This window comes from Modestobacter lacusdianchii, from assembly GCF_054177765.1.
This window is the reverse complement of sequence record NZ_JBJJTJ010000046.1, coordinates 1-15,074: the sequence shown is the minus strand read 5'-3', so window position 1 is coordinate 15,074 and position 15,074 is coordinate 1. Positions and strand designations below refer to the sequence as shown.

Annotated in this window: 14 protein-coding genes; 13 read left to right on the top strand and 1 reads right to left on the bottom strand. The window is 76.1% G+C overall.

The window, feature by feature from the left end; translation table 11 throughout:
- Positions 1-299 precede the first annotated feature (299 nt).
- From ACJTNH_RS20055 to tsaD, 10 genes are all read left to right on the top strand, one after another.
- On the top strand, positions 300-677 hold the full coding sequence (locus ACJTNH_RS20055) for a holo-ACP synthase (protein WP_458178915.1): 378 nt from the start codon (positions 300-302) through the stop codon (positions 675-677).
- Positions 674-2,110 carry an NAD(P)H-hydrate dehydratase gene (locus ACJTNH_RS20050; RefSeq protein ID WP_458178913.1) on the top strand — a complete coding sequence of 479 codons (1,437 nt, stop codon included), beginning with the start codon at positions 674-676 and terminating at the stop codon, positions 2,108-2,110. Before ACJTNH_RS20055 ends, ACJTNH_RS20050 begins: the two co-directional genes overlap by 4 nt.
- 27 nt (positions 2,111-2,137) lie before the next feature.
- Positions 2,138-3,292 carry an alanine racemase gene (gene alr / locus ACJTNH_RS20045; RefSeq protein ID WP_458178911.1) on the top strand — a complete coding sequence of 385 codons (1,155 nt, stop codon included), beginning with the start codon at positions 2,138-2,140 and terminating at the stop codon, positions 3,290-3,292.
- Positions 3,289-4,488 (top strand): alpha/beta fold hydrolase, encoded by a 1,200-nt coding sequence (locus ACJTNH_RS20040; protein WP_458178909.1) that lies wholly within the window; start codon positions 3,289-3,291, stop codon positions 4,486-4,488. The genes alr and ACJTNH_RS20040 overlap by 4 nt, the downstream gene beginning before the upstream one ends.
- 32 nt (positions 4,489-4,520) lie before the next feature.
- A complete protein-coding gene (locus ACJTNH_RS20035) occupies positions 4,521-5,147 on the top strand; it encodes a uracil-DNA glycosylase (RefSeq protein ID WP_458178907.1) in 627 nt (208 codons plus the stop codon).
- Positions 5,144-5,596, top strand: a complete 453-nt coding sequence (tsaE, locus tag ACJTNH_RS20030) for a tRNA (adenosine(37)-N6)-threonylcarbamoyltransferase complex ATPase subunit type 1 TsaE (RefSeq protein ID WP_458178905.1) — start codon at positions 5,144-5,146, stop codon at positions 5,594-5,596. The genes ACJTNH_RS20035 and tsaE overlap by 4 nt, the downstream gene beginning before the upstream one ends.
- Positions 5,597-5,688: 92 nt before the next feature.
- Positions 5,689-7,536 (top strand): family 43 glycosylhydrolase, encoded by a 1,848-nt coding sequence (locus tag ACJTNH_RS20025; protein WP_458178903.1) that lies wholly within the window; start codon positions 5,689-5,691, stop codon positions 7,534-7,536.
- A gap of 49 nt (positions 7,537-7,585) precedes the next feature.
- Positions 7,586-8,215 (top strand): tRNA (adenosine(37)-N6)-threonylcarbamoyltransferase complex dimerization subunit type 1 TsaB, encoded by a 630-nt coding sequence (gene tsaB, locus ACJTNH_RS20020; protein ID WP_458178901.1) that lies wholly within the window; start codon positions 7,586-7,588, stop codon positions 8,213-8,215.
- The gene (gene rimI / locus ACJTNH_RS20015) at positions 8,212-8,664 is read left to right on the top strand and encodes a ribosomal protein S18-alanine N-acetyltransferase (RefSeq protein WP_458178899.1); all 453 of its coding nucleotides are present in this window, start codon (positions 8,212-8,214) and stop codon (positions 8,662-8,664) included. The genes tsaB and rimI overlap by 4 nt, the downstream gene beginning before the upstream one ends.
- On the top strand, positions 8,661-9,695 hold the full coding sequence (tsaD, locus tag ACJTNH_RS20010) for a tRNA (adenosine(37)-N6)-threonylcarbamoyltransferase complex transferase subunit TsaD (RefSeq protein ID WP_458178897.1): 1,035 nt from the start codon (positions 8,661-8,663) through the stop codon (positions 9,693-9,695). The genes rimI and tsaD overlap by 4 nt, the downstream gene beginning before the upstream one ends.
- A 63-nt stretch (positions 9,696-9,758) precedes the next feature.
- Here tsaD and ACJTNH_RS20005 read toward each other — a convergent pair whose 3' ends face one another.
- Positions 9,759-11,015 (bottom strand): class I SAM-dependent methyltransferase, encoded by a 1,257-nt coding sequence (locus ACJTNH_RS20005; protein ID WP_458178895.1) that lies wholly within the window; start codon positions 11,013-11,015, stop codon positions 9,759-9,761.
- Between the two features lie 169 nt (positions 11,016-11,184).
- On the opposite strand from ACJTNH_RS20005, the gene groES reads away from it, so the two are divergent.
- The 3 genes from groES to ACJTNH_RS19990 all read left to right on the top strand — a co-directional run bounded on the left by groES (position 11,185) and on the right by ACJTNH_RS19990 (position 15,036).
- Positions 11,185-11,493 carry a co-chaperone GroES gene (gene groES / locus ACJTNH_RS20000; RefSeq protein WP_014742799.1) on the top strand — a complete coding sequence of 103 codons (309 nt, stop codon included), beginning with the start codon at positions 11,185-11,187 and terminating at the stop codon, positions 11,491-11,493.
- Between the two features lie 116 nt (positions 11,494-11,609).
- On the top strand, positions 11,610-13,250 hold the full coding sequence (gene groL / locus ACJTNH_RS19995) for a chaperonin GroEL (protein WP_458178893.1): 1,641 nt from the start codon (positions 11,610-11,612) through the stop codon (positions 13,248-13,250).
- A 199-nt stretch (positions 13,251-13,449) separates the two neighbouring features.
- Positions 13,450-15,036 (top strand): diguanylate cyclase, encoded by a 1,587-nt coding sequence (locus tag ACJTNH_RS19990; RefSeq protein ID WP_458178891.1) that lies wholly within the window; start codon positions 13,450-13,452, stop codon positions 15,034-15,036.
- The last annotated feature ends 38 nt before the right edge of the window (positions 15,037-15,074 follow it).

Here is a 15,074-nt window from a genome sequence, read left to right as displayed (position 1 = left end):
ATGAACTCAACGGCCGCCCACGCAAAACCCTCGGCTGGGACACCCCAGCCGAAGCCATGGCCAAGCTACTGTCGACGGCCCACGACGACGGTGTTGCGTCCACCCCGTGAATTCACCTCACCTGATCGACCGCTGTCCCCCTGCACCAGCGTTGGTGCGGGGGGACAGTCGTAGGTGCAGGGAGACGGGCGGCGGCACGGCCCGGCCGCCCCACGACCGGCTCCGCGCGCCGCCGGTCCCCGCAGCCGGGCCGAGGAGGACCACGGACGGCGGTACGGAGCGCGGGGCAGACTGGCCCGGTGATCATCGGCGTGGGGATCGACGTCTGCCCGGTGGAGCGGTTCGCCGCCTCCCTGCACCGCACGCCCGGGCTGCGGGACCGGCTGTTCACCGCGGAGGAGCAGCGCACGCCCTCGGGGGCGGCGCGCACCGGGGAGTCGCTGGCCGCCCGGTTCGCGGCGAAGGAGGCGCTGGCCAAGGCGCTCGGTGCTCCCGGTGACCTGCACTGGCACGACGCGGAGGTGGTGGTGGGCGAGCGCGGCCGGCCACACCTGGAGGTGCGCGGCACGGTGGCCCGGCGCGCGGCCGAGCTGGGCGTGACCTCCTGGCACGTGTCGCTGAGCCACGACGGGGGCATCGCCTCAGCCGTGGTCATCGCCGAGGGAGTCGCCCCGTGATCGGGTTGTTCACCGCCGACCAGGTGCGCGGCGCGGAGCAACGGGTGCTGTCCTGGCTGCGCCCGGACGCGCTGATGCAGCGGGCGGCGACCGGCCTGGCCACCGTCTGCCTGGGCCTGCTGGGCCGGGCGCACGGTGTCCGGGTGGTGCTGCTGGTCGGCTCCGGCGACAACGGCGGGGACGCGCTGCTGGCCGGGGCCCGGCTGGCCGCCCGCGGCGCGCAGGTCCACGCCGTGCTGCTGGACCCCGGGCGGGCACACGCCGCGGGCCTGACGGCGCTGCGCCGGGCCGGTGGGCGGGTGGTCGACGCCGACGCGGCCGGCCTGGAGCGGGCCGACCTGGTGCTCGACGGGATCGTCGGCATCGGTGGCTCCGGCCCGCTGCGCCCCGCGGCGGCGGAGCTGGTGCGGCGCGCCACCGCGGGACCGGGGCTTCTGGTGGCCGTCGACGTCCCGAGCGGGGTCGACGCCGACACCGGCGAGGTGCCCGGCGAGGTGTTCCCCGCGCAGCACACGGTGACCTTCGGCGCGGTCACGACCGGGCTGGTCGTCGGCGCCGGCCGGGGCCGGGCGGGCACGGTGCACCTGGTCGACATCGGCCTGGCCGACGAGCTGCCCGCGCCCGACGCGGTGCAGCTGACCGACGCCGACGTCGCCGGCCACCTGGAGGCACCGGACGCCGACGACGACAAGTACTCCCGAGGCGTGGTCGGCGTCCTCGCCGGCTCGGCCACCTACCCCGGTGCCGGGGTGCTCTGCACCGGGGCTGCGCTGCGCACCCGCCCGGGCCTGGTCCGCTACGCCGGTACGGCGGCGGACGGCGTGCGGGCCGCGTGGCCGGAGGCGATCGTCACCGCGGGCCGCCCGGGGGACGCCGGCCGGGTGCAGGCCTGGGTGGTCGGGCCGGGGATGGGCACCGACGACGACGCGCTGAGCGTGCTGCGCGAGGTGCTGACCACCGACCTGCCGGTGGTGCTCGACGCCGACGCGCTGACCCTGTTGTCCCGGCACCGGGAGCTGGTCGGGGGCCGGTCGGCGCCCACCGTGCTGACCCCGCACGACCGGGAGTTCGCCCGCCTCTTCGGCGACGTCGGCACCGACCGGGTCGCCGCCGCCCGCCGCGGCGCTGCCGACCTGGGGTGCACCGTGCTGCTCAAGGGCGAGGCCACCGTGGTCGCCGACGCGGCGGGGAGCACGTTCGTCAACGGCACCGGCACCCCCTGGCTGGCCACCGCCGGCACCGGTGACGTGCTGGCGGGCGTCCTCGGCGCGGTGCTGGCCACCGGCGTCCCGGCGGCAGAGGCGGCTGCGGTGGCCGCCCATCTGCACGGGCGGGCCGGTGAGCTGGCGGCCGAGCGGGGCCCGCTGATCGCCGGGGACCTGGTGCGCCGGCTGCCCGAGACGGTGGCCCGGTTGCGCGGCAGCGCGGCCTGACCCGCCCCGCCTGGGAGAGTGGACGGCGTGACGCAGCTGCAGCAGGCGCTCGATGGCCGGGCCGAGGTCGTGGTCGACCTGGACGCGATCGCCGCGAACACCACGGCCCTGCGGGAGCGGGTGGGCCGGCCGCTGATGGCGGTGGTCAAGGCCGACGGGTACGGCCACGGCCTGGTGCCCGCCGCCCGGGCCGCGCTCGCCGGCGGGGCGGACGCCCTCGGGGTGACGGTGCTCGAGGAGGCGCTGGCGCTGCGCGCGGCCGGGGTCACCGCACCGCTGCTGTCCTGGCAGCACGCGCCGGGGGAGGACTACGCCGCCGCGCTCGCCGCCGACGTCGAGGTGTCGGTCAACGCGGAGTGGGCGCTGGCCGAGGTGGTCGGCGCCGTCCGCGCGACCGGCACGCCCGCCCGGGTGCAGCTGTTCGCCGACACCGGGCTGTCCCGGGAGGGTGCCACCCCCGACGCCTGGCCCGGCCTGGTGGCCGCTGCGGCCCGCGCCCAGGCCGACGGTGAGCTGACCGTCACCGGGCTGTGGAGCCACCTGGCCTACGCCGACGCCCCGACCCACCCCACGATCGGCCGCCAGGTGCGGGTGTTCGAGGAGGCGGTCGCCCTCGCCCGGGCGGCCGGGCTCACCGAGGCCCGCCGGCACCTGGCCAACTCGGCGGCGACGATCGCGCTGCCGGACACCTGGTACGACATGGTCCGGCCGGGTGTCGCGGTCTACGGCCTGGACCCGCTGGGCGGTGACCCCGCGCAGTACGGGCTGCGGCCGGCGATGACGGTCCGGGCCCGGGTCGCGCTGACCAAGCGGGTGCCGGCCGACGTCGGGGTCTCCTACGGGCACACCTACGCCACCGCGCGGGAGACGACGCTGGCGCTGGTGCCGGTCGGGTACGCCGACGGCGTGCCGCGGGCGGCGGGCAACCGCGCGCCGGTGCTGGCGGCCGGTGCGCAGCGCACCATCGCCGGGCGGGTGTGCATGGACCAGTTCGTGCTCGACGTCGGTGACGACGCGGTGGCCCCCGGCGACACGGTGGTGCTGTGGGGGCCCGGCGCGCACGGCGAACCGACCGCCCAGCAGTGGGCCGACGCGGTCGACACCATCCACTACGAGCTGGTCACCCGGGTGGGCGGCCGTTTCCGGCGCCGCCACGTCGGCACCGCCGGGGTGCTCCGGTGACCCGCGGGGCGCACCCGCACGGCAGCCACCACCTGGGGCGCACGGCCGGCCTGGTCGGCGCCGCGGTCGGTCTGGCCGCGGCCGGGACCGCCGTCGGCGTGGCGGTCACCCGGTCGGCGACGTCCCGGGTGCGGGCCGGTCAGCTGGCCGGTCAGGCCGGGGCGGACGGTCGGCCGGTCACCGACGTGCCGACCGCGGAGCTGCGCGAGGAGGACCCGCTGGGTGCCGGCAGCCGCCCCGCCGACCGCACCCTGGTGGTGCGGACCGACGACGGGGTGCCGCTGTCGGTGGAGGAGGTCGGGCCCACCGACGCACCGCTGACCGTCGTCTTCGTGCACGGCTATGCGCTGTCGATGCGCTCCTGGACCTTCCAGCGTCGCGACCTCGGCGCCCGGCTGGCCACCGCCAACGGCCACCGGCCCGCCGCACGCCTGGTCTTCTACGACCAGCGGGGGCACGGCTCGTCCGGCCGGGGCGCCGCGGACCGCTCCACGATCGACCAGCTGGGCGCGGACCTGGCGGCGGTGCTCACCGCCCGGGCGCCGCGCGGCCCGGTGGTGCTGGTCGGGCACTCGATGGGCGGCATGACAGTGCTCTCCCTCGCCCGGCAGCGGCCGGAGCTGTTCGGCACCCGGATCGCCGGGGTGGCCCTCGTCTCGACCTCCAGCGGCAACCTCGCCGACCTGGACTTCGGGCTGCCCTCGCTGCTCACCCGGGTGCGCGCCGCCGTCCTGCCGGTCGCGGTGTGGACGATGCGCCGCCGTCCCGGGATCGCCGAGCGGACCCGGCGGCTGGCCAAGGACGTCGTCTCGGCCGCGACCTGGTCGCTGTCGTTCTCCTCGACCGACGTCGACCCGGCGCTGGGCCGGTACGTCGACGCGATGATCGCCGGGACGCCGGTCGACGTGGTCGCCGAGTTCTACCCGGCGATCGCCGGCCTGGACGTCGGCGGGGCGGTCGAGCCGCTGCGCCGGGTGCCCACCCTGGTGCTCACCGGGGACGCGGACAAGCTGATCCCGAAGGAGCACAGCGAGCGCATCGTGGCGCGGTTCCAGGAGTCGGGGGAGGGCGTCGTCGACTACGTCGAGGTCCCCGACGCCGGGCACCTGGTGCTGCTGGAGCACCCGGCGCAGGTGACGGCGGCGCTGGCGGACCTGCTGCGCCGGGTCGCCGCCGAGCAGCGCACCACCGGCTGAGCGTCCGCGGCGGCGCGCCGTAGGGTGACGGCGTGGCCGCACTCCGACCGCCCCGCCTGGACGCGGCCGCCGAGGAGGTGGCCCGCACCGCCGCGGCGGCCCCGGACTGGGCCGCCCTGGCCGACGTCGCCCGCGGCTGCGTGGCCTGCCCGGAGCTGGCCGCCACCCGCCGGCACGTGGTGGTCGGTGACCGGCCCGCGGCCGGCCGGCCACGGCTGGTGATCGTGGGGGAGGCCCCGGGGGCCACCGAGGACGAGACCGGCCGGCCCTTCGTCGGCAAGAGCGGCGCCCTGCTGGACCTGCTGCTGGCCGAGGCGGGACTGGCCCGCGAGGAGGTCGCGGTGCTGAACATCGTGAAGTGCCGGCCGCCGGGCAACCGGACGCCGAAGGCCCCCGAGGTGGCCCGCTGCAGCGGCTGGCTGCGCCGCCAGCTGGAGCTGCTCGACGCGGGCACCGTGGTCGCGCTCGGGCTGTCCTCGGCGAAGTGGTTCCTCGGCCCGAAGACGGTGCTCGGCCAGGTGCGCGGCCGGGCGCACCAGGTCGACGGGCGCGCGGTGTGGGTCACCTACCACCCCTCGGCGGCGATCCGGTTCGGTCCGAACGGGGCCCCGCGGGCCGCCCTGGCCGCCGACCTGCGCGCCGTGGCGGGCACGCTGTGAGGCGCGAGCACGAGCTGCCCACCGTCGCCGACACCCAGGCGTTCGGCCGCGAGCTGGCCGGGCTGCTCCGGGCCGGGGACCTGGTCGTGCTGGCCGGCCCGCTGGGTGCCGGGAAGACCGCGCTGACCCAGGGCATCGGTGCCGGCCTGGGGGTGCCCGGCCCGGTCACCTCGCCGACGTTCGTGCTGGCGCGGGTGCACCGCGGCGGTCGGGTGCCGCTGGTGCACGTGGACGCCTACCGGCTCACCGGCATGGCCGACGTCGACGACCTGGACCTGGACGCCACCACCGAGGAGGCGGTCACCGTCGTCGAGTGGGGGCACGGGCTGGTCGAGCAGCTGGCCGACGAGCACCTCGTCGTCGAGCTCGACCGCCGGGACGACGACGTCCGCACCGCCCGGCTGGTGCCGGTCGGCCCCGGCTGGGAGCAGCGGCTCGCCGGCGGCTGAACCCCCCCCGGGCCGCCACCGGCACGGTTGACGTCGGGAGTGACGGGGGTCACGCTCCTGGGGTCACCCGGTCCGGGCCCGAGGAGGAGACCGTGGCATCGACGAGGACGCGGACCACCGCCTGGCTCGGCGGGCTGCTGCTCGCGTTCGGTCTGCTCGTGCCGGCCGCGACCGCCCAGGCCGCGCCGTCGCACGCCCGCCCCGGGGCGCCGACCATCGAGCCGGTCATCGACGCCAACTTCCCCGACCCCGACGTCCTGCTGGTCGACGGGGTCTACCACGCCTACGCGACCAACTCCGACGGCCAGAACGTGCAGCACCGGACGTCGCGGGACCTGGTGCACTGGCGGGCGCAGGCCGACGTGCTGCCGGTGCTCGGCGACTGGGTCGGCGAGTGCAGCTTCGCCCCCGGCGGGGCCACCGACCGGTGCATCTGGGCGCCCGAGGTCTCCGCCGTCCCCGGTGGTGGGTACGCGCTGTACTACACGGCCCGCGACGAGCTGGCCCCGCGCCAGTGCATCGGGGTCGCCGTCGCGGCCTCCCCGGACGGCCCGTTCACCCCGGTCGGCGACCAGCCGCTGGTCTGCCCGGACGGCGCTCGGGGCACGACCGACCTCGGCGGCGCCATCGACGCCGCGACGTACAGCGAGGGCGGCCGGCTGTACCTGCTGTGGAAGGCCGACGGCAACTGCTGCCCGGGCCTGACGGCGATCATCCACCTGCAGCCGCTGTCGGCCGACGGCACCACGCTCACCGGGCCGCCCCAGGAGCTGATCCGCCGGGACCGGCCGTTCGAGGGCAACGTCGTCGAGGCGCCCACGCTGGTGAAGCGCGGCGACACCTACACGCTCTTCTACTCGGCCAACGACTTCGGCGGCGGGGGATACCGCACCGCCTACGCCACCGCCACGAGCCTGACCGGCCCGTACACCAAGGCGACCACCGAGCTGATGACCACCGACCGGTTCCGCGGCGACGTGCGCGGCCCCGGCGGGCAGGACGTCGTCACCGACCCGCGGGGCGGGACGGCGATCCTCTTCCACGGCTGGGACCCGACCTACAGCTACCGGGCGGTGTACCTCAGCGAGCTGGAGTGGTCGCCCGACGGCGTCCCGTCGGTGGCGGCCGCCGGCGACCGGTACCAGGCCGAGGACGGCGTGGTCACCCGCGCCACCGTCGTGGCCGACCCGACCGCCTCGGGTGGGGCGAAGGTCGGCGGGATGGACTTCCCGGACAGCTCCGTGACCCTGCAGGTGACCGCGGACCGGCCGGGGCGGGCGACCCTGGCGATCCGCTACGCCAACGGCTCCACGGACGCGACGGGGCCGGTGCTCGCCACCGACCGGGTGAGCGTGAACGGCCGGGATGCCGGGGTGGTCACCTTCGCCCACACCACCTGGGGCAACTGGCAGCTGGTCGAGCACGAGGTGCGGCTGCGCCCGGGCGTGAACACGGTGACGCTGACCCGGGGGACCGCCTTCGCCGAGCTCGATGCGGTGGACGTGCACCCCGGCCGGCCGACGACGCCGCCGGTGGCCCCGACCACGGACCCCGCGGACGCGACCCGGTACGAGGCGGAGGACGGCGTGGTCACGAACGCGACCGTCCGCGCCGACCCCACCGCCTCTGCCGGCGCCGTGGTGGGCGGGCTCGACTTCGCCGACAGCTCCGTCGCGGTGCGCGTGCACGCCGAGCGGGCCGGGCGGGCGACGCTGGGCATCCGGTTCGCCAACGGGTCCGAGCGCGGTGGCTGGCCGGTCGAGGCGACCCACACCGTCACCGTGGACGGCCGGGACGCCGGGGTGGTCACCTACGCCCACACCACCTGGGGCAACTGGACGACGGTCGAGCACGAGGTGCGGCTGTCCCGGGGCTGGAACACCGTCACGCTGACCCGGGCGACGTTCTTCGCCGAGGTGGACGCGGTCGACGTCTCCTGAGTCGGCTGCCGCGGGGGCCGCCTGCCCCGGGCAACTACCCTGGGCTCCCGTGCTCGTCCTCGCGCTCGACACCGCCACCCCGACCCTCGTCGTGGGTCTCGCACGCTGGTCGGCCGACGGCGGCGCCGACGTGCTCGCCGAGCGGGCCGTGGCGTCGGGCAACCGGCACGCCGAGCTGCTGACCCCCGCGGTGCGCGAGGTGCTCACCGAGAGCGGGCTGGCGCTGCGCGAGCTGGACTCCCTCGTCGTGGGCCTGGGGCCCGGGCCGTTCACCGGCCTGCGGGTCGGGGTGGTCACCGCGGCGGCGCTCGGTGACGCTCGTGGGCTGCCGGTGCACGGGGTGTGCTCGCTGGACGCGGTCGGCGACGGCGCCCGCTCGGTGGTCACCGACGCCCGCCGCAAGGAGGTCCACTGGGCCACCTACGACGCGGCCGGCGCGCGGCTGTCCGGCCCCGGCGTGGACCGGCCGGAGGACGCCCCGGTCACCGACCCGGTCGTCGGGGACGTCCGGTTCGCCGAGCGGCTGGGCCGTGCGGTCGTCGCCGCCGAGGTGACGACGGCGGGCCTGGTACGCGCCGCCGCGCCGTCGTTCGGGCGTCCGCCGGCACCGCTGGAGCCGCTGTACCTCCGCCGTCCCGACGCCGTCCCGTCGGTGAGCCGCAAGACGGTGTCCCAGTGAGCGTCCGGCTGCGGGACATGACCGTCGCCGACCTGCCCCGGGTGATGGAGCTGGAGGAAGAGCTGTTCGCCCCGGACACCTGGACCGAGTGGATGTACCGCGACGAGCTCGCCCGCCCCGACACCCGGCACTACCTGGTCGCGGTGGCCGACGACGAGTCGGTCGTCGGGTACGCCGGGCTGATCGCCTACGCCGACGAGGCGCACATCGCGACCATCGGCGTCACCGGCGCCCATCAGCACGAGGGGATCGGCGGCCTGCTGCTGGACACCCTGCTGGCCGAGGCCGACCGGCGGCCGACCCCGGTGCTGCTGGAGGTGCGGGCCGACGACGCGGACACCCAGGCCTTCTACCGCCGCCGCGGTTTCGCCGAGATCGGCCGGCGGCCGCACTACTACCCGCTGAGCGGGGCCGACGCGGTCGTCATGCAACGGGAGGTGCGGTCATGAGCCAGCCGCTGGTGCTGGGGTTCGAGACCTCGTGCGACGAGACCGGCATCGGGCTGGTGCGCGGTCAGACGCTGCTGTCGGACGCGCTCGCCACGTCCATGGCGGAGCACGAGCGGTTCGGCGGCGTCGTCCCGGAGATCGCCAGTCGGGCGCACCTGGAGGCGATGGTGCCGACGGTGCACCGGGCGCTGGCCGACGCCGGGGTGACCGTCGACGACGTCGACGCGGTCGCGGTGACCGCCGGCCCGGGGCTGACCGGGGCGCTGCTGGTCGGCGTGGCCGCGGCCAAGGCCTACGCGCTCGCCCTCGACGTCCCGCTGTACGGGGTGAACCACCTGGCCGCGCACGTGGCCGTCGACGAACTGGAGCACGGGCGGCTGGCCGAGCCCTCGATCGCGATGCTGGTCTCCGGTGGGCACAGCTCGCTGCTGCTGGTGCCCGACCTCGCCCAGGACGTGCAGGAGCTGGGCCGCACCATCGACGACGCCGCGGGGGAGGCCTTCGACAAGGTCGCCCGGGTGCTCGGCCTGCCCTTCCCCGGTGGCCCGCCGATCGACCGGGCCGCCGCCGAGGGCGACCCGCGGGCGATCGCCTTCCCGCGCGGGCTCACCGGCCAGCGGGACGCGCCCTACGACTTCTCCTTCTCCGGGCTGAAGACGGCGGTGGCCCGCTGGGTCGAGGCCCGGGAGCGGGCCGGTGAGCCGGTGCCGGTGGCCGACGTCTCCGCCTCGTTCCAGGAGGCGGTGGTCGACGTGCTCACCGCCAAGGCCGTGCGCGCCTGCCGGGACCACGGGGTCGACCACCTGGTGATCGGCGGCGGGGTCGCGGCCAACAGCCGGTTGCGGGCGCTGGCGCAGGAGCGCTGCGACGCGGCCGGCATCGTGCTGCGGGTGCCCAGCCGTCGGCTGTGCACCGACAACGGTGCGATGGTCGCCGCGCTCGGCTCCCGGCTCGTCGAGGCCGGCGTCACCGCCTCGCAGATCGACCTGGGCGCCGACAGCTCGCTGCCCATCGAGGTCGTCAGCCGCTGAGGGAGGACCTCGCCCCCCGCACCCCTCGCAGGCTCGGGGCGAGCCCCTGGGCGCGGCCACGGGTCAGGGGTGGTCGCAGACGATCGCGGTGGGGGCGCCGGCGACGCGGGTGACGACGACGACCGCGCTGCCCTCGCCGGGGCCGCGCAGCTGGCGGGCGAGCGTCTCGGGCTCGATGGCCGACCCGCGCTTCTTGACCGTCACCCGCCCGACACCGCGGGCGCGCAGCAGCGCCCTGAGCTTCTTGAGGTTGAACGGCAGGACGTCGGCCACCCGGTAGGAGGAGACCCAGGGGGAGTCGGCCGCGGCGTCGGAGGTCAGGTAGGCGATCGTCGGGTCGACCAGGGTCGCGTCGAGCTCGGCGGCGGTCAGGGCGACCAGGCCGGAGCGGATGACCGCCGGGTCGGGTTCGTGCAGCCAGCCGCGCACCGGGCCGGCGTCCGCGACACCGGGGTCGGTGTCGGCGGTGAGCTCGTGCACCGCGCCGGCCCGGTCGACCACCGTGGCCCGGCGCCAGGTGCGCGAGGGCTCCCGGCCCCACAGCAGCGCCTCGACGATCGAGCCGCCGACCGACACCCACTCCGCCTCGACCCCGGCGGGCACGCGGTCGTGGTCCAGCCCGGGGGCGACCTTCACCGCGCAGGTCGGGACGGCGTCCAGCAGCGCCTGCACCGTCGACCAGGGCGGTGACCACCGGTCGGGGTCCAGCTGCCGCCGGCCGCCGGCCCGCCGAGCCGGGTCGAGGACGGCGGCGGCGCAGCCGGCCACCCGCCCGTCCGTGGCTGCGGCCACCAGCTGGACGGCGTCCCCGGCGACGACCTCGACCCGGTCGGCCAGCCCGAGTGCCGCGGTGTTGAGCGCGGTCAGCTCCCGGGCCACCGGGTCGAGGTCGACCGCGACCACCCGGGCGCCGGACCGGGCGAGCGCGATGGTGTCGGTGCCGGCGGCGCAGCCCAGGTCGACGACCGAGTCCGCGCCAGCGGACAGCAGCCGGGCGGCCCGGCGGTCGGCCAGCCGCGGCCGGCCGGCCTGTTCCAGGGCGTCGGCGGTGAAGAGCAGACGGTCGGCGTCGGCGCCGAAGACCGCCCGCGCCCGGTCGCGCTGCCGGGCGAAGCCCCACGCCGGGCCGGCCAGCGCGACGCCCACCTCGGCGCGCAGCCGGGAGAGCGCGGTGACCGCGTCGGTGCGCTCGGCCAGCAGGTCGGCGGCCCGCCTGAGCGCGGCCGCGCCGGCGGGGGTCGTCATGTCCCGGAGCTGCGCGACCGTCTCGGCGGCCTGGTCCGCAGGGTCGGTGGTGGACACCGCGACAGCCTCGTCCATCGGCCCGTCACCCGGGCAGGCGACCCGGTTGAGTGGCTGGCACTCGCATGGGTAGAGTGCCAATCGACACGGGTTGGGCCTGACCCCCGCGACGGCAGGCGCAGCCCCCGTGCCACAGCATCTGCACCACTCCCGAACACCCGTCCGACACCGAAGGGGGCGTCACGACGTGACGACCGCTACCAAGGTCAACATCAAGCCGCTCGAGGACCGTGTCGTGGTCCAGGCCAACGAGGCCGAGACCACCACTGCCTCCGGTCTGGTCATCCCGGACACCGCCAAGGAGAAGCCCCAGGAGGGCACCGTCATCGCCGTCGGCCCCGGCCGCGTCGACGACAACGGCAACCGGGTCCCGCTCGACGTGAACGTCGGCGACGTGGTCATCTACTCGAAGTACGGCGGCACCGAGGTGCGCTACGGCGGCGAGGACTACCTCGTGCTCTCCGCGCGCGACCTGCTCGCCGTCGTGGAGAAGTGACCTCAGCTCTCCGCTAGACCAGCACGACACCGCCCCGGCGACCCGAACCACCGGGTCCCGGGGCGGTCGTCGTCTGCCCCCGTTCTCCCTCCGCACCACCTCCAGAGAGGTCTGGCATGGCCAAGATCATCCTGTTCGACGAGGACGCCCGCCGCGCCCTCGAGCGCGGCGTCGACAAGCTCGCCGACGCCGTCAAGGTCACCCTCGGCCCCCGCGGCCGCAACGTGGTCATCAACAAGAACTTCGGTCCGCCGACGATCACCAACGACGGCGTGACCATCGCCCGCGAGATCGAGCTCGAGGACCCCTACGAGAACCTCGGCGCGCAGCTGGCCAAGAACGTGGCCACCAAGACCAACGACGTCGCCGGTGACGGCACCACCACCGCGACCGTGCTGGCCCAGGCGCTCGTGCACGAGGGCCTGCGCAACGTCGCCGCCGGGGCCAACCCGATGGCGCTGGGCGCCGGCATGCGTGCCGCCGTCGACGCGGTCTCCGCCGCGCTGGACGCCGTGGCCATCCCGGTCGACGACCGGAAGGCCATCGCCGGGGTCGCCACCATCTCCGCCCAGGACGCCGAGGTCGGCGAGCTGATCGGCGAGGCGATGGAGCGGGTCGGCAAGGACGGCGTCATCACCGTCGAAGAGGCCAACGGCATGTCCACCGAGCTGGACGTCACCGAGGGCGTCCAGTTCGACAAGGGCTACCTGTCGCCGTACTTCGTCACCGACCAGGAGTCGATGGAGGCCGTCCTCGAGGACGCCCTCGTGCTGCTGGTGCAGGGCAAGATCAGCGCGCTGGCCGACCTGCTGCCGCTGCTGGAGAAGGTGCTGTCCACCGGCAGCCGTCCGCTGCTGATCGTGGCCGAGGACGTCGAGGGCGAGGCGCTGTCGACCCTGGTCGTCAACTCCATCCGCAAGACCGTCAAGGTCGTCGCGGTGAAGTCGCCGTACTTCGGTGACCGTCGCAAGGCGTTCATGGCCGACCTCGCCGTCGTCACCGGCGGTCAGGTGGTCAGCGAGGACGTCGGTCTGTCCCTGGACAAGGTGGGCCTCGAGGTGCTCGGCACCGCCCGCCGGGTCACCGTCACCAAGGACGACACCACCGTCGTCGACGGGGGCGGCACCACGGGCGGCATCGAGGAGCGGGTCGCCCAGATCCGCAACGAGATCGAGGCCACCGACTCCGACTGGGACCGGGAGAAGCTGCAGGAGCGGCTGGCCAAGCTGGCCGGCGGCATCGCCGTCATCCGGGTCGGCGCGGCGACCGAGGTCGAGATGAAGGAGCGCAAGTTCCGCATCGAGGACGCCATCAACGCCACCCGTGCCGCGGTGGAGGAGGGCGTCGTCCCCGGCGGTGGCTCGGCGCTGGTGCACGCGGCCTCCGCGATCGACGAGCTGGACCTCACCGGTGACGAGCTCGTCGGCGCCCGGTCGGTGCGCAAGGCGATCGACTCCCCGCTGGCGCTGATCGCCTCCAACGCCGGCTTCGAGGGCCCGGTCGTCGTCGGCCGGGTCCGGGAGCTCGGCGTCGGCCAGGGCTTCAACGCCGCCACCGGTGAGTTCGGCGACCTGGCCGCCCAGGGCGTCATCGACCCGGTCAAGGTGACCAAGGCGGCCCTGACCCACGCCGCGTCGATCGCCACGATGGTCCTCACCACCGACTCGGCGATCGTGGACAAGCCGGCCGAGGAGGAGCACGCCGACGGTGGGCACCACACCCACGGCCACTCCCACGGGCACGGTCACAGCCACTGACCCAGGGCCTCGCCGCCCGCCGGCGGTGAGGCGCTGAGCAGGCGCGTCCGCCCCCGTCACCTCCCGGTGACGGGGGCGGACCCGTTCTGGGCACCCACCCTTCCGGGGCAGGTCGCCGGGGAGCCGCTCAAGATCGTTCCCGGGTCGTCGATGCGTCGGTGTGCGGGACGTGGAGGTGGGGAGACCGAGCCGGCCGGAGGTGTCTCCGGACCCGGCCGGCGCTGCTGACCTGGCCGGTGTGCTGGACCAGCTCGAGACGCTGTCCCGGTTCGACCGCCCCGACACCGCGGCACGGGCCGAACGGGCGGCCGAGGACGCCCGCAGGCTCGGCGACGCCACGCTGGAGCTGCGCGCCCGGCTGGTCCAGGCCGACCTGGCGCGCCGCCGTGGCGACGTCGCCGGCGCCGGCCGGACCGCCCAGGAGGTGCAGCGCTGGGCCACCGAGCACGGCGCGCGCCACCTGCTGTCCCGCAGCCACTTCCTGCTGGCCGCCGTCCTGCAGGAGCTCGGCGACCTCTCGCAGGCGCTGGAGCACGCCGTCCTGGCCGTCGACCTGCTGGACGCCGACGGCCCCTCGGCGCAACGGATCGACCACCTGGCGCGGCTGGCCGACTGCCTCGGCCTGCAGGGTGACCGGGGTGCCGCGGAGCGGTACGCCGAGGTGCTGCTGCTGGCCGAGGAGCTCGGGGACGTCGACCGCCAGCTGCTGGTGCTGAACAACCACGCCTACGTCGAGACGGTGGCCGGCCGCTACGACACCGCGCTGACGCTCAGCACCCGGCTGCAGGCGCTCGCTGCCGCCCACGGCGTCCCGCTGCACGTCGGTCGCCTGGACACGATCGCCCGCGCCCTGATCGGGCTCGGCCGGCTGGCCGAGGCGGAGGCCGCGCTGGCACCGGGCGCGGCCCGGGAGGCGCTGGACGCCTCGCCGGACGGGGACGCCGGTGCCGACTTCCTGCTCACCCTGGCCGAGGTGCAGCGCCGACGGGGCAGCGTGGCGGCGGCCCGGCGGACGCTGGAGGAGTGCGTGCGGCGCTGCGACCGGCACGGCCTGACCTCGATCCGGGTGCGTGCCCGACGGGAGCAGGCCGAGCTGCACGCCGCCGCGGGGGACTTCCGGGCGGCCTTCGCCGAGCACAAGACGTACTGCCAGGAGGCCCTGGACCTGCAGTCGGCCCAGCGGGACGCCCGTGCGCGGGCACTGCAGGCCATGCACGAGACGACCGAGGCGCGGCGGCAGAGCCGGCGATACCGGGAGCTCTCGCTGCGTGACCCGCTCACCGGCCTCTACAACCGGCGCCACGTCGACGACGAGTTGCCCCGGCTGCTGGACCGCGCGGCCGCGGACGGCGAGTGCGTCGCGGTGGCGTTGCTGGACCTGGACCACTTCAAGCAGGTCAACGACCGGTGGTCCCACGACGTCGGTGACCAGGTGCTGCGGGCGGTGGCCGCGCTGCTGGAGTCGACCGCGTCGGCCGCGGGGGTGGCCCATCCGGGCACGTTCGCCGCGCGGATGGGCGGTGAGGAGTTCCTGCTGGTGCTGGCCGGCGGGGACCTGGCCGGCGGGGACCTGGCCGGCGCCGTCCGGCGGCGGGAGGGCCTGCGGCAGGCGGTGGCGGCCCACCCGTGGGCCGAGCTCGCCGACGGCCTGGCGGTCACGGTCAGCATCGGGGTGACCGGCGCGGTGGGCCGGGCGACGCCGGCGCAGCTGCTCAGCCGGGCCGACGAGCACCTGTACGGCGCAAAGAGCGGTGGTCGCGACCGGGTGGTCAGCGACCTGGGGTGAGCACACGCGAGAGGGCCGGCCCGACGTCGTCGGGCCGG

Bases quoted from the DNA above. Each gene is read 5' to 3' on its own strand.
- groL (WP_458178893.1), top strand. From the start codon at position 11,610: ATGGCCAAGATCATCCTGTTCGACGAGGACGCCCGCCGCGCCCTCGAG.
- ACJTNH_RS20005 (WP_458178895.1), bottom strand. From the start codon at position 11,015: ATGGACGAGGCTGTCGCGGTGTCCACCACCGACCCTGCGGACCAGGCC.
- tsaD (WP_458178897.1), top strand. From the start codon at position 8,661: ATGAGCCAGCCGCTGGTGCTGGGGTTCGAGACCTCGTGCGACGAGACC.